Origin of the sequence: Kushneria konosiri (assembly GCF_002155145.1) — a bacterium.
GTDB classification, from domain to species: domain Bacteria; phylum Pseudomonadota; class Gammaproteobacteria; order Pseudomonadales; family Halomonadaceae; genus Kushneria; species Kushneria konosiri.
In genome coordinates this window covers 2,453,924-2,471,172 of record NZ_CP021323.1, presented here as the reverse complement: position 1 = coordinate 2,471,172, position 17,249 = coordinate 2,453,924, and the positions used below count along the sequence as shown (strand labels likewise).

The 17,249-nt window shown below is 58.8% G+C and carries 14 protein-coding genes; 7 read left to right on the top strand and 7 right to left on the bottom strand.

The features are described from left to right. Positions 1–13 precede the first annotated feature (13 nt). The gene (locus tag B9G99_RS11410) at positions 14–1,306 is read right to left on the bottom strand and encodes a virulence factor family protein (protein ID WP_086622268.1); all 1,293 of its coding nucleotides are present in this window, start codon (positions 1,304–1,306) and stop codon (positions 14–16) included. A 2-nt stretch (positions 1,307–1,308) separates the two neighbouring features. Further along, positions 1,309–3,951: a bifunctional lysylphosphatidylglycerol flippase/synthetase MprF gene (gene mprF, locus B9G99_RS11405; RefSeq protein WP_227875795.1), complete on the bottom strand. Its 2,643-nt coding sequence runs from the start codon at positions 3,949–3,951 to the stop codon at positions 1,309–1,311. A 438-nt stretch (positions 3,952–4,389) separates the two neighbouring features. Between mprF and B9G99_RS11400 the strand changes: the two genes are divergently transcribed. Next, positions 4,390–6,309 (top strand): putative bifunctional diguanylate cyclase/phosphodiesterase, encoded by a 1,920-nt coding sequence (locus tag B9G99_RS11400; RefSeq protein WP_086622267.1) that lies wholly within the window; start codon positions 4,390–4,392, stop codon positions 6,307–6,309. Here the strand turns inward: B9G99_RS11400 and B9G99_RS11395 are convergent. Next, positions 6,299–7,171 (bottom strand): PA4780 family RIO1-like protein kinase, encoded by an 873-nt coding sequence (locus B9G99_RS11395; RefSeq protein WP_086622266.1) that lies wholly within the window; start codon positions 7,169–7,171, stop codon positions 6,299–6,301. The genes B9G99_RS11400 and B9G99_RS11395 overlap by 11 nt on opposite strands. 99 nt (positions 7,172–7,270) lie before the next feature. Beyond that, entirely contained in the window at positions 7,271–8,671 is a 1,401-nt protein-coding gene (gene dbpA / locus B9G99_RS11390) for an ATP-dependent RNA helicase DbpA (RefSeq protein WP_086622265.1), read from the bottom strand. 212 nt (positions 8,672–8,883) lie between these two features. Here dbpA and B9G99_RS11385 point away from each other — a divergent pair, with 212 nt between their 5' ends. Beyond that, a complete protein-coding gene (locus tag B9G99_RS11385; RefSeq protein ID WP_086622264.1) occupies positions 8,884–9,612 on the top strand; it encodes a YebC/PmpR family DNA-binding transcriptional regulator in 729 nt (242 codons plus the stop codon). A 64-nt stretch (positions 9,613–9,676) separates the two neighbouring features. Here B9G99_RS11385 and B9G99_RS11380 read toward each other — a convergent pair whose 3' ends face one another. Both B9G99_RS11380 and B9G99_RS11375 read right to left on the bottom strand, forming a co-directional pair. Next, positions 9,677–10,267, bottom strand: a complete 591-nt coding sequence (locus B9G99_RS11380; RefSeq protein ID WP_086622263.1) for a BPSL1445 family SYLF domain-containing lipoprotein — start codon at positions 10,265–10,267, stop codon at positions 9,677–9,679. A 477-nt stretch (positions 10,268–10,744) separates the two neighbouring features. Continuing rightward, positions 10,745–11,218 carry a GNAT family N-acetyltransferase gene (locus tag B9G99_RS11375; protein ID WP_086622262.1) on the bottom strand — a complete coding sequence of 158 codons (474 nt, stop codon included), beginning with the start codon at positions 11,216–11,218 and terminating at the stop codon, positions 10,745–10,747. Between the two features lie 103 nt (positions 11,219–11,321). On the opposite strand from B9G99_RS11375, the gene yejK reads away from it, so the two are divergent. Continuing rightward, the gene (gene yejK / locus B9G99_RS11370; protein ID WP_086622261.1) at positions 11,322–12,320 is read left to right on the top strand and encodes a nucleoid-associated protein YejK; all 999 of its coding nucleotides are present in this window, start codon (positions 11,322–11,324) and stop codon (positions 12,318–12,320) included. Here the strand turns inward: yejK and B9G99_RS11365 are convergent. Continuing rightward, a complete protein-coding gene (locus B9G99_RS11365) occupies positions 12,317–12,835 on the bottom strand; it encodes a nucleoside deaminase (protein ID WP_086622260.1) in 519 nt (172 codons plus the stop codon). The two genes, yejK and B9G99_RS11365, sit on opposite strands and share 4 nt — an antisense overlap. Before the next feature lie 458 nt (positions 12,836–13,293). Between B9G99_RS11365 and B9G99_RS11360 the strand changes: the two genes are divergently transcribed. From B9G99_RS11360 to cyoD, 4 genes are read left to right on the top strand one after another with little or no spacing between them, the layout of a single operon-like run. Next, a complete protein-coding gene (locus B9G99_RS11360) occupies positions 13,294–14,040 on the top strand; it encodes a cytochrome ubiquinol oxidase subunit II family protein (protein WP_158521491.1) in 747 nt (248 codons plus the stop codon). Next, the gene (locus B9G99_RS11355; RefSeq protein WP_086622258.1) at positions 14,037–16,142 is read left to right on the top strand and encodes a cbb3-type cytochrome c oxidase subunit I; all 2,106 of its coding nucleotides are present in this window, start codon (positions 14,037–14,039) and stop codon (positions 16,140–16,142) included. The genes B9G99_RS11360 and B9G99_RS11355 overlap by 4 nt, the downstream gene beginning before the upstream one ends. Then, entirely contained in the window at positions 16,139–16,804 is a 666-nt protein-coding gene (locus tag B9G99_RS11350; protein WP_086622257.1) for a cytochrome c oxidase subunit 3, read from the top strand. Before B9G99_RS11355 ends, B9G99_RS11350 begins: the two co-directional genes overlap by 4 nt. Further along, positions 16,801–17,148: a cytochrome o ubiquinol oxidase subunit IV gene (gene cyoD, locus B9G99_RS11345; RefSeq protein ID WP_086622256.1), complete on the top strand. Its 348-nt coding sequence runs from the start codon at positions 16,801–16,803 to the stop codon at positions 17,146–17,148. The genes B9G99_RS11350 and cyoD overlap by 4 nt, the downstream gene beginning before the upstream one ends. The last annotated feature ends 101 nt before the right edge of the window (positions 17,149–17,249 follow it).

The window sequence follows — 17,249 nt, the reverse complement described above, 5'->3', positions numbered from 1 at the left end:
AATGACACCCTGATCACCGCGCTGCTGTCCGCTGATCGATCTGGGCCATCATGATCTGCGCCAGATGCGCATAATTCTGATCAAAATGATGCCCTCCCGGCAGCTGGATTCTGGTGCCTCTCATCTCCGGCTGCAGGCAGCCACTGTCAGGGGCCTCCTCGCTACCATAAAGACATATCAGCTTGTCAGCGGGTACGCGTGCCACTTCAGGGCCGGTCTGCGTTTCGCCCTTGCTCTGTCCCAGCCATCCGCTCACGGCAATCTCGAAATCGGCCGTTCTTGCAAAGGCCAGCAGTATCATCGCCGATACGGACTGCTGATCACTGTCAGAGAGTCGGTTATAGAGCGCCGGAAGGATGTCAGCGCCAAAGGAATAGCCTGCCAGCACGAAGTGTTGCGCCCCCCACTTCTGGCGATAGGTTGCCATCAGCGCACCCAGATCCGCCGCGCTCTGCTCGGGGCTTCGATGCTGCCAGAAGGCCTTGAGCGTATCGACGCCCACGACCGGATAGCCATGTGCCGCCATGTACTCACCCGAGACCTGATCAAGATCACGCCAACCACCGTCTCCCGAGTAATAAAGGGTGACCGTCTTCGAATGTATGTGATCCCCCTGCCCCTGCAGCGCTATGGTGGGCAGCGCGCTACCGCTGCCCTTGAGCAGCGTCGTTAATCGCTGCGCCGCCAGCGCAGTACTGTCAGCGCCGTAATCACCAATGGTGGTATGCACTTCAAGGCCATCCACCTTGCGCACAAATCGTCCGGTCGCATCATCAGGATCATTGTTCCAGACAATGTCCCACTGTCCATGGTGGCCATTGGTGGGCAACGGCGTGCGACAGTCGGAGGTTGTCACACTGAAGCCGGCGGACAGGGCGTGGGCCTGATCGCTGTCCTGACCGGCCAGCCAGCGCCACGCCAGTGCCCCACCCTGGTTCAGCCCCACCACCATATCAACCGGAGCATCCAGCGATTTGCGTGCCTGCATCAGACGCGCCTGCTGTGTGTCGCAGTCATCGCCGTCTTCCAGCAGAAACTGTACCAGCTCGGCACCGGTCTGTTCGGAAAGCGCCAGCAAGGCACTGTCATCAAAGTGCTGATCCGGAGTGGCCGCGATCACGATATGGGCCACAGGACGACCGCCCGGATGGGCCGTTGTCAGCGTTTCACCGGCGGCGACCTGCGTGGTGGTCACGCCCGTTGCCGGCGGTCCCTGCCACCACCAGTAGAGTCCACCCAGTGCGATGAGCACCAGCATGCCTGCGGCGCCGCGGCGCCACACCCTGATGTTGCCCTTTTTTGCCATGTTCAACGCCTCACCAGTCCGGTATAGCCGCCTGCAATCAGCGCTGCGGTGTCCTTGAGCGCCACCAACGGGTCAAGCCCTGCCGGTACCGCCATGTAGCGCGGCTCCCAGCACGGATCAAACTTGTCCTTGAATCGCTTGAGCCCCTGAAAGTTGTAAAAATGCTCCCCATAGCGATAGACCACCTCCCCCAGGCGCTGAGCCAAAGGCGCGCCGGCGCGTGGCTGCATACCAGCCATGGGCACCATGCCAAGGCTGAACACCTCAAGTCCGCGCGCCTGATAGTGCAGGATCAGGGCAATCATCAGAAATTCCATGGCAAGCTTTGGCGCCTGTTCTCCGGCCCGCATCAGATCAATACCGGCCTCTCGCCCCCGGGACGTTTCCAGCAGATTGGCAAAGGCCACCGGCTCTCCGTTGTATCTCACCAGTGCCACGGGAAAATGCGTCAGATACGAGGCGGTAAAACGCCCCAGCGAGAAACTTTTTTCACGGGCACTCTTGGCCAGACGCCAGGCATCGGAGATAACTTCCAGCTGGGCCAGAGGTGCCTCTCCGGGCGCAAGAAATTCGACCGTCAGCCCATCGCGCTGACCGCGGTTCCACGTATAGCGCAGCGACTTGTGCTGTTTGCTGTCCAGATTGAAGGTGCGCAGATCAACACGTGCCTCCTCCCCTAGCTTGACCGCGCTCAAGCCGATATCCATATAGCTGTGCAGATTCTCTGCACGCACCTGATAGAACACCGGACGGGCATGATGACGATCACAGAGATCACGAAAGCGCCAGATCATCTCGGCGCGCTCACTGGCAGGCCCGACCGGATCAAAAAGCGCCACCATGCTGCGTCCGTGACGGGCATACATGATGAAAGCGCTCTGCGTGTCATTGAACAGGAATGCCTTGTCACCGGTCATGGCCAGCCAGCCCTCGGGATGGCTGACATCATTGATGATCGCAGCCGCTCGCTGTCGCGCTGCCTCATCGGGCAGGACAATGGCACCTGGCTGGGTTCGAATCAGCCAGGCCAGTGCAATGCCTGCCATTAAAAGCGCGCTACCCAGCTCCGATCGAAGCGCACGCGGCACCTGGGCATCGAGGGCAAACTGCCACCAGAGTCGATTGCGATAGGGCACGTCCTGATAGACGAAAAACATGATCCACAGCGAGGCCAGCACAACGCACAGACAGGCCAGCAAATGAAAGGGAGAGACCGGCATCTGCATCAATCGGCTGGGTCGGTAAAAGGCGCGCCGGAACACGAGCAGCAGTCCCGCCACAGCCAGCGCGATACCGGCTTCTTCCCAATCCAGCCCCTTGAGCAGTGACAGCACACTCGACAGCAGCAAAAGCCCCAGCGTCAGCGCCCAGGCCGCCGACAGGCGCCGGCGCAACCCGTTGGCCAGCAACAGGCACAGCACGCCTATCAGGCTGGCAGCCAGATGGGAGGCATCGACCAGTCGATGCGGCACCAGTTCGCCCAGCACCTCCAGACGAGCGCTGACAGACGGCGTGACGCCTGAAAACAGCAGTACAATACCGGTCAGAAAGACCAGCAGGGACAAGGTCGGCGCGGCCAGCCCCGAAGCCATGACAAGGGCCGTACGGGCTCGACGGGAGCGTCGCGCCTCAATCAGCAACAGCGCAAGGCATCCCAGCAACAGCGGCAATACCACATAGATCAACCGGTAGAGCACAAGCGCCGCCGTCAGCGGTGCAAGCCCCACATGATGGGAAAGCCCTGCCAACATGATGGCCTCAAACACCCCAACGCCACCCGGGACATGACTCAACACACCGCCGGCCAGCGCCAGCAGATAAATGATGACAAAGGCAGGAAAGGCCGGCGCATTCGGCAGCAATACATAGAGCGTGGCGGCAGCCAGCGTGACATCCAGCAACGTGATCAGGCACTGCCACCCTGCCAGGCGCAGGGTCGGCAGGCGCATTCGCCACCGGCGCCAGCGCACATGGACGACCCAGCCGCCTGCTTCAGCATCGGCCCGGCGCCAACGGAACACCACCATCAGATACAGTACCAGTACGATCAAGGCTACCGACATCGCCACAGGTAGCGGCAGCGAGAGCAGACGCGCCGTGTGCGAGGGCGCCAGCAGCATGGCCAGGGCTGCCAGCAATGGCAGGGAGGCGCCCAGCGCCAGGCTGGTAAAAGCCGACATCTGCATGATTTCACGACCGCCGAGGCCACGATCTCCATAGAGGCGGCTTCTGACCGCTGCCCCCGACAGCATCGAAAGACCGACCGCATTGCCGACCGCCGGCGCACACAGCCCACCGGTCACCAGCACGTGCCATGGCAAGGTCACTCCGGCGAACCGCGCAGCAGACCACTCATAGCCGATCAACGACATGAAGCCAAGCAACGTGGTCAACACCGCCAGCAATACGGCCTGTCCCGGTACGGCCACGATGGCGTCATGCAAAAGCGTCGGATTCATCCGGGCCAGCAAATGCCAGCAGGCCAGCAAAGCCAGCACAAACAACAGCAGAATCAGCCCTGCCTGCCAGCGATGACGATGTTGTCGTAAAAGATCATGCCAGTGTTTACGAACAGGCACTGACTCGCTGCCCTTCTGCTGCACACCAGCAACCGAGGCCTTTTGGCTTTCACCCTTGACGCTCAAGACGCACTCCTTTCACCACCTGACCGGGGTTCAGAGAACGAAAAAAGCCATGGTCCATGCACAGCCGACACATGTCTCTTGTCGAAGATGCTGAAATAGACCTTAAGAAGAAAGACAAGTTCTCATGACATGAAAACTTCAATGTTGCAGTGGCACGATCCCGAGGCTGTCGCGAGCCCAAATACATCTTTTAATGCCGATCAGCCTTGAGATGCCCATTAACAAGCCGATAAGAGGAGAGACAAGATGTGTGAGGCAATGTTTCAATATGTTCAACAACAGCACAATAATGGAATATCGCCCGTCATGTAGCCTTCGGGCGCCTGCTCACGGACGGACGCAGGGCTGCTGCAACCCTTTCAACGACACCGTCGGGATCGACCATGTCAAGGATCACCAACGCGGTGACAAGCACTGCCTTTTTCGTATCACAAGCCGATGAAAACACCACGTCCGGAAAGCTCGTCTGATACTATCGAACGCCTGAAAAGACAGCTCGCTCGCGAGCGACAGGCCCGCCATGCCGCCGAACAGGCTGCCGACGTCAGCTCTCGGCGTCTTTATCGCGAGCAGCTGAAACTTCAGGCCATCTCACAGGTAACCACCCAGACACATGGCAGCATGCGTCTTCGCCAGGCCACTCAGGAAGCCTTGAAAGCGATTCTGACACATACGGGCTGGCGTCATTGCCGCGTCGTCTATGAGCCCTTCGACAACATCACCCCACCCGTTCGCGTGTCGGCCCTGTATGACGGTAAACATCCGCTGACCCGTCCCGGGTACAGCCTGACCGCTTCGGCTCAGGCATGGCTTGATCAGGCACATCCCCTTGAGTTCACGCTCGATGAGCGTACTACTCCAGAGAAACGCTGGCCGGAGGCCATGGCCAGGCGTTTTATCTGCAGCATCGGCATCGGTGAACAGGCCATGGGCGCGGTAGAGCTTTTTGCCTGTCAGGAAGATGACGATCCGGTGTTCAGTCAGGAGATGACACTGGCACTGGTGCGAGAGCTGGCTCACATCTATAAAAGCGAGCGTGATCGCCAGGCGATCGAGCGCATGGCATGGCGCGATGTGCTCACGGGTGCCCTGAACCGGGCCGCCTTCTTCCGTGACCTTGAAACCATCGCCATCGATTTGCGACCGTTGGCACTTTTGTATATCGACCTGGCTGGATTTGGCGAGATCAACGAGGAATATGGGCATGAAATCGCCGATCGTTATCTGTTCGAGATCGCACGTCGCCTTGAAAGCGAACCGTTGAGTCGTAGCGTTGCACGCCTTGGAAGCGATGAGTTCGTCCTGCTCATGCCCTTGATCGATACCGACCATGCCATGATCGTTGCCCAGGACCTGCTGGCCGATCTAACACAGCCCTTGATGCTGGATCACTATCGTATCGATCCGGATTTCAGCGCAGGGCTTGCGGTCTACCCGGAAGACGCCAGCGACGGCCATGCCCTCTTTTACGCCGCCGATACCGCCCTGAGTCATGTCCGCGAGCGGGGCAGCAGCAGCCTGCGCCGCTTTGATGCCGATATCGCCGATCAGCTCGAGCGGCGCAAGCAACTTGCCCTGCGCGTTCGACAGGGCGTGGCCCGCCGGGAATTTGTGCCCTTTTTCCAGCCCATTGTCTCGCGCAACCGCAACATCGTGGGCGCAGAAGCACTACTGCGCTGGCAGGCACCGGATACGCCGGGACCTGCCGAGTTCATTCCCTATATGGAGGAACAGGGGCTGATCCGCGAAGTCGGCCGACAGATGCTCCACGACGTCATCCATACCGCTGCCCGGTGGCGACGCACTCATGAAAGCTTTCAAAGCATTTCGATCAATGTGTCACCGGTTCAGCTACGAGAAGAAGCCTTCGTCAGCCACGTCATCCAAGCGCTGGAGGCAAGCGATTTGCCGGCAGGCTGCCTGATTCTCGAAATTACGGAAAGCCTTTATATCAGTGCTGAAAAACCAGTCCTGGACCGGCTCGCCAGGCTACGCCAGCTGGGCGTGAGGCTGGCGCTCGATGACTTTGGTACCGGCTATAGCGCACTGAGCTATCTGCAGTGGATGCCGCTGGATATTCTCAAGATTGACAAGAGCTTTGTGCTCAAGCTTGCCGAGGAACACTCGGGGCGGGATATCACGATCGTGCGGGCCATTATTCAGATTGCACAGGCCTGCGGACTGGCGGTCACGGCAGAAGGCATTGAAACCCCCGAGGTCGCCAGCATCATGTGTGAGCTGGGGGCCCACACCTTACAGGGCTATCACTTCAGTCGTCCGGTCAGCGAGGACGCCATGACGTCCCTGCTGCACACGCACACGACACCGGAGGTGCCATTCAACACCCTTACTGACTAAGGTCGCGATCCTCCTCATCCTGTTCCTGCTCGCGACGCCGGCGCTCCTGCTCCTCTTCGCGCACGTCCTCGATGACTTCCAGCAGATCGCTGACATCCACGCTGGCATTGTCACGGTCAAAGGTGCCGGTCAACGGATAGTCGGGATAGAGTTCGCCGGCCTCATAGAGTGACCAGATTTCCAGCCCGTAATCGGTGTTCAAAAGCGACGGCGCATAGCGTCCAAAACTGCGACGCATGTTGTCGACATCGCGCAGCAGCATGCGTGAGGCGTTATTGTTGCCGGCAGCATCCACCGCCTGAGGCAGATCGATGATCACCGGCCCCTCGCGCCCGACCAGCACGTTGAATTCCGACAGATCCCCGTGGACCAGACCGGCACTCAGCATGCGAGCCACGTCCACCACGATGCGGTGGTGATATTCGATGGCCTGCTCTTCACTCAGTTTGACATCATCAAGACGCGGCGCAGGCCCACCCTCCTCATCGACAATCATCTCCATGAGCAGAACACCATCGACGAAACCATGAGGCTCGGGCACGCGAACACCAGCGCTGGACAGCCGGTACAGGGCATCCACCTCGGCATTGAGCCAGGCAGACTCCTGCTCGCGCTGGCCGTAGCGCGTTTTCTTGGACATGGCACGGGCCCGGCGGCTGTTACGCACCTGCCGCCCTTCCTGATACTGCACGGCCTGCTTGAAACTGCGCTTGCTGGCCTCCTTGAAGATCTTGGCGCAGCGCAGCTCGCTGCCACAACGCACGACGTATACCTGCGCTTCCTTGCCACTTTGCAGCTGAAACACGATCTCATCGATCAGCCCATCATCTACCAGTGGCTGTAATCGTTTGGGAATTTTCATGCGACCTCTTTGTCCACTCCTGTCATGATCAGTCTGGCACAATCTTCATGATGACCGTATCCAAACGCCACGTACATGATCCATAACTGATATCGACCATCAGCGCGATACCCGGCGGGCGCGAAAGCTGCGCCCCTTCAGGCGTCCATTGTTCAAATGGATCAGCGCGGCGTCGGCCACCTCACGGTGAACGGCCAAAAAGGCACTGCGCTCGAGCACCTTGATCTTTCCAACCCGGTCGGCGCTGATTCCGGCCTCACCGGTCAATGCCCCCACGATATCGCCCGGGCGAATCTTTTGCTTCTTGCCGGCATCGATCATCAGCGTCGCCATCATGGGCTTGAAGGGTGTGCGTGACAGAACGCTCGATTCCGGCAGCGCCTCCAGTGTCACAGGGCTCTCCTGCTGCGCCTCGAACAGAGACAGGCGTCCGCGCTCGCGTGGCCCCACCAGGCTGTGGGCCGAGCCCCGTCCGCCGGCACGTCCGGTACGCCCGATGCGATGAACATGGGTTTCCAGGTCATGGGCCAGCTGATAGTTGAAGACGGCATCGAGCGCGTCGATATCGAGCCCGCGCGCGGCCACATCGGTTGCCACCAGCACCGAGATACTGCCGTTGGCCAGCAGAATCAGAGTGCGGTCGCGATCACGCTGCTCCATATCGCCATGCAGTGCGGCCGCATCAAAGCCATGGTCGTTGAGCGCATCGCTGACCATTTGCACTTCGCGTCGGGTATTACAAAACACCACGCTGGACACCGGCCGATACTTGAGCAACAGCCGCCTCAAGGCCTCAAGACGCGCCGCGTCATCCTCGACGGCATAAAAATGCTGATGGATGCTCTGTTCATCGTGATCCGTATCGACCTCAATGGTGACAGGATCCTGCATGACCCTGGCCGCGACCGGCGCCAGAGACTCGCTCCACGTCGCGCTGAACAGCAGTGTCTGACGCCGGCGCGGTGCGGCCTCGATGATGGCATCCAGCGCCTCCTGAAAGCCCATGTCGAGCATTCGATCGGCTTCATCGAGCACCAGCACGTTCAGCGCCTCAAGACTCAGCGAGCCGCGCTTCAGATGATCCTCTACCCGACCGGGCGTGCCCACGATGATATGGGCACCATGAGACAGGGACTCCCGCTGCGGCCCGATCGGTACGCCGCCGCACAGGGTGAGCACCTTGACGTTATGGCAGCCACGGGCAAGACGCCGAATCTCCTCGCCTACCTGGTCGGCCAGTTCGCGCGTGGGGCATAGCACCAGCGTCTGTATGCAAAAGCGCTTCACGTCCAGGCGTGCCAGCAGACCCAGACCGAACGCTGCTGTCTTGCCCGAGCCGGTACGACCGCGCCCGATCACATCGCGTCCGTCCAGCATCAGCGGCAGGCTTTCGGCCTGAATGGGGGTCATGACGTGATACCCAAGCGTTGTCAGATTACCCGCCAGTTCAGATGGTAGAGCCAGCGACGCAAAATCTTTGGACGCAGCGTCGTTCGACATGAGGACAAATCCTTGTAGGCTGTATAAAGAAGAGACTGCCCGTCATGCCAGGCAATGAGTGCAGGGCGCGCAGCATAACAGAGCCGCTACGCAATATCCGTGAGACGTCCACTTTCAAGCGCCAAAGCGGGTCGTTTCAAATAACGCTATTCGCCCCCTTCGGGGTTACAGTAAAATCGTCTCATAATGGTAATCAAGGAACGGAATTCGATATGGGCAGGGCTTTCCAGAACCGCAAGGAATCCATGGCCAAGACGGCCGACGCCAAGACCAAGGTCTACAGCAAATATGGACGTGAAATCTATGTCTGCGCCAAGTCAGGCGGCACTGACCCGTCAGGCAATCTGACGCTGCGCGGCCTGATCGAGCGGGCGAAGAAGGATCAGGTGCCGTCGCATGTCATCGACAAGGCACTCGACAAGGCCAGTGGCGTAGGCGGTGAAGACTTCTCGCCGGCGCGCTACGAAGGCTTTGGTCCCGGTAACTGCATGGTGATCGTGGAGTGTCTGACCGACAATCCCAACCGCACCTTTGGTGACGTTCGCGGTGTGTTCACCAAGACGAAATCCAAGATTGGCACCCCCGGCAGCGTCAGTCACATGTTCGATCACAGCGCCATTTTGTCCTTCAAGGGCGAAGATGAAGACGCCGTTCTTGAAGCGCTGATGGAAGCCGACGTTGATGTCGCCGACATCGAAAACGAAGAGGGTCACCTCACGGTCTTTGCCCCACATACCGAGTATGCCAAGGCCAAGCAGGCGCTTTTGGACGCCTTCGGCGAGATGGAATTCGAAGCCGACGAAATTCAGTTCGTGCCGCAGACCATGACCCCGGTCGAGGGCGACGACGTTGCCCAGCTCGAGAAGTTTCTGGGCATGCTCAATGATCTGGATGACGTACAAAACGTCTACCATAACGCCGAGCTGCCCGAGACGGCCTGAGTCAATCGGCGTTTATAAAAAACCCACCGGCTGGTGGGTTTTTTTATGCCGGCCAAAACCGCCCTTACGGATTAACCTTGGAAATCTTTGCACCCTCCAGTGACACCCCACCCTGAATGCCCCGGTTGTTCATGACAAAGGCGACGACTTCCTGGTTGGCCGTATTGTTGGTGATCTGCCCGTTGGCGCCGATATCAGCCACGGCAACGCCGGCATTGGCCCCGATGGACCAGCCGTTGTCACTGCGAACGCGATTGAGCGCCCGATCCGTCATCAACAGATAGACCACCGCCTGAGACTGGGCCCCGGCCTGAAAGCCGACCGAGCCGCTGGTGGTGGTGTAGTAACCGGCCCTTGATCCATCAATGAGCAGCTGACCATCGCCGTGACTGGCCCCGAACACGAAACTGGCGCCCAGCACGCCCGGAAAGACCAGTACGCCCTTTGCTTCCTGCACAAGGCTACGGGACTGAGGGGCCGTGCGGTAGAGACGATCAAGCGTCTCCTGAACACTTTGATCCAGCTCGGCGCGCTGAGCCATCGGGCTCTGACGATCGGAAGGACTGGTGGTGGTACAGGCTGATAGCGTTGTGGCCCCCAGAACCGCTGCAAGCATCAGGGCACCGGTGCGATTAAGACGGGAAAAACGTGACATGAACTGGCCTCCTTCCATGGAAGAACACACCGAAAGTAAATCTTACGGTGGCATTAAAAATATGGCACTCACGTTGAGGTATAGACCAGAAAGACGACTCCGGGCGGCATCCTGACAAAATACCTGAGCAAAAATGCCCTTTTCACCGGATTGACCCTGTCATTAAAGCGTCACGATATCCCTGCAGTCTGAACAAGGTTTTCAGGACTTCAACATCGGGACACAATCATGATATTGATGGATAAATGCATTGCGATGATCAGCGCAACAGTGCTCGTCTACGGTATGGTTTTCGTCGGCACCTCCTCATCTTCGGCAATGGATCAAAATCGCGCCGAACTGACGCATCACCGGATTCACAGTACTGCCGCCTACCAGGATGACGTGACGTACAGGCATTGATATCACCCAGGCCACGAAAGCCTGCCTCGCTCAGGGCAGGGCAAAAGCCCGGTCTCTGGCATGGAACTCCGATGCTCAGAGGCGCTCGGACAGAGGGCATTTCATCATGAGTACCGTTACAGGTACGCCCTGATACGCTCTGTCGCGAGGGCCGACTCGCCAAAATCCCAGAGACTCATAAAGCCTGACAGCCGGTCTATTGGATGCCACCACCTCCAGGGTAGCCGTCTCCTCCATTCGACCAAGCACTTCACGCACCATGGCTCGCCCAAGCCCCATGCCCCTTGATGACGGATCTACCAGCAGCCCGACAATGTGGCCCCCTTGCCAGTAAATGGCGCCAGCCAGTCCCTTCTCAGCCGGCAATACCAATGCGCTGGCATTACTGAAAGCCTTTAGACGATGCTCATCACAAGGTAACGGTATAACCGGGAAGCGCTCGGGCCAGCCGGACTCGAAACGAAATTCATCGCCCTTGCTGCGCTGGTAAAGGCTCGCCAGGGCGTCGAAATCCTCGCGACAGTAATCACGCATATCGAATATTTTCATGCGTCGATCATGGCGTCTCCCGATACCGGCGACAAGTCATGGCGCTGCCTTTAAGCCGTCCGGCGCGTTATCATCGCGCCACATTTTCTGCCGGATAACTGTCATGCCGATTGTTCAAAGCATCGTCCATTACCTCGACAAATCCGCTGACGATCAGAGCACCACTCTGAACCCCGCTCCGGCGCCGATGGCAGACTCGCAGGCCATGGATGCCCTGCTCAACCAGTTCAATGCCACCTTCAATGGCAAGACCAAGGGCTGGGGCCATTTCAGCGATGAGCAGACCGCGACTGCTCTTGCCCATAACCTGAGCAAGTATCTGGCCGGCCATCTCGATTTTGTCGAATTGACGCGGCAGGCCGCTGACGGTTTTCGAGCGCTGATCGATGAGCATCTCCCCACCGGCGGGCCACTACTGTTTGTTCACGCCAGACAGGGCGAAGCCGAGTTCCTGACGGTCGCGCTTTTACACTATCGGGAAGGCTTCACGCTTGATGAACAGGGCAATGTCACGACAGGCCGTCAGCTCAATCTGAGCCAGATGACCCTGGCCGTGCGCATCGACCTGACCCAGTGGCAGACCGGCCAGTCAAAACAATACATCGCCTTCACCCGCGACCGCGGCGGTAAGAAGCTCAGCGAGGATTTTCAGGCCCTTCTGGGCTGTGTCGAAGGCGTGGACGCTACCAGCGAAACCCGCACACTGCTCAAGGCCTTCAGTGACTACGTTGAAAACGAGTCGATGGATGAAGTGCAGAGTCGTGAAAAGACCGACGCCGTGATCGACTACGCCAGCGATCAGTCAAAACGGGGGGAGTCGATCACGCTTGAAGAGTTTTCAAGCCTGGTGGACGATGAGCGACCGGACGCCTTTTACGACTATATCCGCAACAAGGACTACGGCCTCTCACCGGAAATCCCGCCGGACAAGCGTACCCTGCAGCAGTTTCGACGCTTTACCGGCCGCGCCGGCGGCATGTCGATCAGCTTTGACTCGCACCTGCTCGGCGACAGCATCGAGTACAACGAGGCTCAGGATCGGCTGATCATCAAAAAGGTGCCCGACAAGCTGAAAGCCCAGCTGCTGGACAAGCGAAGCTAACGCTCGAAGGAGCCCGTCATCGGCAGCACTCTTTTAGTGGCGCTCTGGTGACGGCGTTCATGCAGCTCCCGGACGGCATCGACCATCGCCGTTACCGGCCCCTCTACCATCACATAGGGCGCCACCTCGTGGATAGACAGCATACTCACGGGTGACGCCTGCGCACCGAACTGTACCAGCCATTCACCAAGCTGACGGGATGAGCTGATAAACACGATGCGCCCAAGCCCGGCCCAGGCATGGGCTGCTGCACACATCGGACAGTGTTCCCCGGAGGTATAGACCGTTGCCTGCGCTCGCGCCTCGATGCTCATGTGGGCAGCCGCCCACTGTGCCAGCACAAGCTCCGGATGCCGTGTGGCATCACCGCTGATCACACGGTTTCTCGCTTCACACAGTATCTGCCCCTCCCCGCTGACCAGCACGCTGCCAAAGGGATCATCTCCGGCCCCGAGGGCTTCTTCTGCCAACACTATGCAGCGCTCAAGGTGCGCTCGATCATCCTGATTGATCATTGGTTCCACTTTCCTTTCTGTCATTGAAACGGCTCGGCGGGGCTAAAAAATGCCAAAGGGTAACTTTCAGTAATGATTAAGTGACAATGCCTGGCTATAGTGAGACCCCGAACCCAGGCGCCGTCAAGGTGTACCGAACTATCTCGCATCAAGGATTGAGGAGATATGTCCGTGGCAGGACAAGGAAGATCCCCCTTACGTCGCAACAGAGCATGGCCTCTGGTCATGTCACCGATATTGCTGTCAGGCTGCAGCGAGCACATGCCCGGATTCATGAACCCGCAGGGGCCGATTGCGGAAGCACAGCGGCACCATTTCTGGGTCATCGTCGGGCTGGTGATGATCGTGATCATTCCGGTGATCCTGCAAACACCTCTGATCCTGTGGCGCTACCGTTATCGAGGCGATGCCGTCTACCGCCCGAAATGGGACATGTCTCGCTGGCTGGACATCATCATGTGGGCAGTACCGATCGTGATCGTGGCTGTCATGGGGGGTATATCTGGCGTCAGACCCACGCGCTTGATCCCTACCGCCCGCTCCCGAGCGACCAGCCACCGCTTGAGATACAGGTCGTGGGCTATGACTGGAAATGGCTTTTCATCTATCCCGAGCAGGGCATTGCCACGATGGGTCAGCTGGTCATCCCCGCCAACCGACCGATCTCGTTTGAGCTGACCTCGGCCACGGTCCTGCAGTCCTTTTTCATCCCGGCGCTGGGCAGTCAGATCGACGTCATGAACCGCATGATGACCCGGCTGCATCTCGAGGCGGACCACCCCGGCCGCTTTGAAGGCAAGAACATGCAATACAACGGTGAGGGCTTTCATCGCCAGCGCTTTATCACCCGCGCCGTCGACGCCAAAACCTTTGATGACTTTGTCGAGCGCACTCGTCAGCAGGGCCAGCCGCTGGATCAGAACGCCTACGAGGTCATCATGAAAAAGGGCGATAACCGCGATGTTGCAAGCGCCCTTGGTCTCGACAAGAGTGATACCGATGCCGTCATTCGCTTTTTCCCGATACCTGATGACCTGTTTCATACCATCATGGCCGGCTCGCCGATCAACTGGTCAGCGATTGACGTGCCGCCACCGCAACTCGGCACGACTCGCACCAGCGTGGTTCAGACACCCTCAAACGACAAATCGTCTTCTCCCGAGTCACTGTCGCCCTCTCATGAGCGCAAGGAGGCGCAGCCATGAGTGATGTCACAAGTTCGATATTCGGCCGTCTCGGCTGGGACGCCCTGCCCTTCTGGAGCATGCTCCGCGATCACTCGGCCATGACCATCATCAATGGCGTTATCGCCACCGGCGCCGCGGGCATGGTAGTGCTGGGCGCACTGGCCGCCATTGTGCTGGTGACCTGGCTTGGCAAGTGGAAATATCTGTGGTCCGAGTGGTTTACCAGCCCCGATCATAAAAAGATCGGCATCATGTTCATCGTGATCGCCCTGGTCATGCTGGCCCGTGCCATCATCGAGGCCGTATTCATGCGTGCCCAGCAGGCAGTCGGGCTCGACGGTGGCTTTCTGACGGCCGAGCACTTCGGTCAGCTTTTCACCACCCATGGCACCATCATGGTGTTTTTCATGGCCATGCCGTTTCTGACCGGCATTATCAACTATGTCATGCCCCTGCAGATCGGCGCACGAGACCTCTCCTTTCCGGTGCTCAATCAGGTCAGCCTGGGATTGACCGCCGCAGGCGCGGCACTGGTGATGATCTCGCTGGTACTGGCACCGTTTTCCATTGGCGGCTGGACCGGCTATCCACCCTTCACCGAACTTTCCTATAACCCCGGTGCCGGCGTGGATTACTGGATCTGGGCGGTGACGCTATCTACGCTGTCCTCCACACTGACCGGCATCAATTTCGCCGTCACCATTTTCAAGAAACGCGCCCCGGGCATGAAACTCTTTCGCATGCCGCTGTTTACCTGGACGGCGCTGTGTACCGCGATTCTGATGATTTTCGGCATGCCGCCGCTGACCGTGGCCACCGGCCTGCTGGCGCTGGACCGTTATCTTGATTTCCACATGTTCACCACCGACCTGGGTGGCAACATGATGAACTACGTCAATCTATTCTGGGCGTTTGGTCACCCCGAGGTCTACATCCTGATCCTGCCGCCCTTCGGAATTTTCTCCGAGGTGTTTGCGACCTTCTCCGGCAAGCGCATCTACGGCTACAGGATTCTGGTGGTAGCTACCATGTGTATCGCGGTGCTGTCATTTACCGTCTGGCTGCACCATTTTTTCACCATGGGTCAGAGCGCCCACATTAACGCCGCCTTTGGCATTGCCACCATGCTGATCGGCATTCCCACGGGCGTTAAGGTCTATGACTGGATGCTGACCATGTATCGCGGGCGCATCCGACTCTCGGTCCCCATGGTCTATGCCATCGGCTTTATCATGCTGTTTGTGCTCGGCGGCATGACCGGTGTCATTCTGGCCACCCCCAGCGTGGACTATCAGGTACACAATTCGCTGTTTCTGGTCGCCCACTTTCATAACATGCTGATCCCCGGACTTTTATTCGGCATGCTCAGCGCCACCAACTTCTGGTTCCCCAAGGCGTTTGGATTTCGTCTTGAAGAGCGCTGGGGCTATCGGGCTGCCTTTTGCTGGATCATCGGCTTCATGCTCGCCTTCTTCCCGCTTTATGTGCTGGGACTGATGGGCATGCCGCGCCGTTCGGTGGCGTTTCTCGAACCCCAGTATCTGCCCTGGACCATTACGGCCGGCCTCGGCGCACTGGTAATCCTGTGCGCCCTGCTGTGTCTTTTGATCCAGCTGTGGGTAAGCGTGCGCGACCGCCACGCCAATAATGTCTTTGCCGGCGACCCCTGGGATGGCCGCTCGCTTGAATGGTCGGTCTCCTCACCGCCGCCGGAATACAATTTCCCGGTACTGCCAGAGATCTACAGTATTGACGCCTTCATGACCGAGAAGGACCGTGGCCAGGGCTGGCAGGCACCGGATCAATACGTTGATATCGAGATGCCGGCCAACAGCGCCATGGGCGTGATCATGGCAGTCACAGGCCTTGCGATGGCCTTTGGCCTGGTCTGGCACATGTGGTGGCTGGTGATCGGCGCCGGACTGGCAACGCTGGTGGCCATCATCGCTCGAGGTTTTGTGCGTCATACCAAACGCACCATTTCGGCCATGGAGGTACAGCGTACCCACGAGCACTGGCTGGAACAGGTCAGGCGCACCACACCGATCAAGCGCTCACAGGAGCAATCCACCGCCAACCACGGCCTCCCCGTGGCACCGATCGAGGGCGCCGTACAATGAGCCTCCAGAACGCCAGTGGTATCGAACGCAACGCCCATCATACCGAGTCGTACGCGCGCCATCCGGGTCTCAACCTGGGGGCCGCCCACGCTCAGGAGGAGGACACCCGCGAAGAGATGGTGTTTGGCTTCTGGGTGTTCATGATGAGCGATCTGATCATCTTTGGCCTGCTCTTTGCCACCTACGTCACCATGCTCGGTGGCACGGCCGGCGGCCCGGGCCCCAAAGAGCTTTTCGAGATGAAAAGCGCCTTTATTGAAACCATGCTGCTGCTGACCAGCAGCTTCACCTTCGGCATGGCCTCACTGGCGCTCAAGTACCGTGAAGACAAGTCCCGGCTGGTGTTCTGGCTGGTCGTGACCCTGCTGTTGGGTGTGGGCTTTCTGTTTTTCGAGCTCAAGGACTTCCACACCATGTTCGACAAGGGCGGCGTACCCAGCCGCAGCGGCTATCTGTCGGCGTTTTTCTCGCTGGTGCCGTTGCACGGCCTGCACGTCACCGGTGCCTGTATATGGCTTGTGGCATTGCTGGGACAGATGGCGGTGCACGGTCTGGATGCACCGGTAAAAACCGGCATCCTGCGCCTGGCGATCCTGTGGCATTTCCTGGACATCGTCTGGATCGGCATCTTTTCACTGGTCTATCTGGGAGGGCTGTCATGAGCGCACGCCAACTCGATGAACACGAAGCCCGCGAATGCAGGGCCGAGCAGCGCAGCTATGTCTGGGGGTTTGCGCTGGCACTGGTGTTAACGCTGATTCCCTTTGCCCTGGTCGCCTTTACCGACATCAAGCAAATGACGCTGTGGATCACGATTGGCATCTGCGCACTGGTTCAGGTGATCGTGCATCTGCGCTTTTTCATGCACATTACATTTGCCAAAAACAAGCGCGAGGATCTGCTGCTGATTCTCTTCACCGTGCTGATTCTGGTGATTTTGTGCGGCGGTACGCTGTGGATTCTGTTTGATCTCTATCAGCGCATGCTGCCCGGCATGATGCCCTGAGCCAGATCATCAAACGCAGGCCTGAGCCTCTCTGAAACGTCAGCGCACGCCCGGTCATGACCGGGCGTGCGCTGTTTTGAAGGGCATCTTTCCAGAGAAGA

Coding starts and splice junctions, on each gene's coding strand:
- B9G99_RS11400 (WP_086622267.1), top strand. CDS start 4,390: ATGAAAACACCACGTCCGGAAAGCTCGTCTGATACTATCGAACGCCTG.
- B9G99_RS11355 (WP_086622258.1), top strand. CDS start 14,037: ATGAGTGATGTCACAAGTTCGATATTCGGCCGTCTCGGCTGGGACGCC.
- B9G99_RS11395 (WP_086622266.1), bottom strand. CDS start 7,171: ATGAAAATTCCCAAACGATTACAGCCACTGGTAGATGATGGGCTGATC.
- B9G99_RS11385 (WP_086622264.1), top strand. CDS start 8,884: ATGGGCAGGGCTTTCCAGAACCGCAAGGAATCCATGGCCAAGACGGCC.
- B9G99_RS11350 (WP_086622257.1), top strand. CDS start 16,139: ATGAGCCTCCAGAACGCCAGTGGTATCGAACGCAACGCCCATCATACC.
- B9G99_RS11365 (WP_086622260.1), bottom strand. CDS start 12,835: ATGATCAATCAGGATGATCGAGCGCACCTTGAGCGCTGCATAGTGTTG.
- cyoD (WP_086622256.1), top strand. CDS start 16,801: ATGAGCGCACGCCAACTCGATGAACACGAAGCCCGCGAATGCAGGGCC.
- dbpA (WP_086622265.1), bottom strand. CDS start 8,671: ATGTCGAACGACGCTGCGTCCAAAGATTTTGCGTCGCTGGCTCTACCA.
- yejK (WP_086622261.1), top strand. CDS start 11,322: ATGCCGATTGTTCAAAGCATCGTCCATTACCTCGACAAATCCGCTGAC.
- B9G99_RS11375 (WP_086622262.1), bottom strand. CDS start 11,218: ATGAAAATATTCGATATGCGTGATTACTGTCGCGAGGATTTCGACGCC.
- B9G99_RS11380 (WP_086622263.1), bottom strand. CDS start 10,267: ATGTCACGTTTTTCCCGTCTTAATCGCACCGGTGCCCTGATGCTTGCA.
- B9G99_RS11410 (WP_086622268.1), bottom strand. CDS start 1,306: ATGGCAAAAAAGGGCAACATCAGGGTGTGGCGCCGCGGCGCCGCAGGC.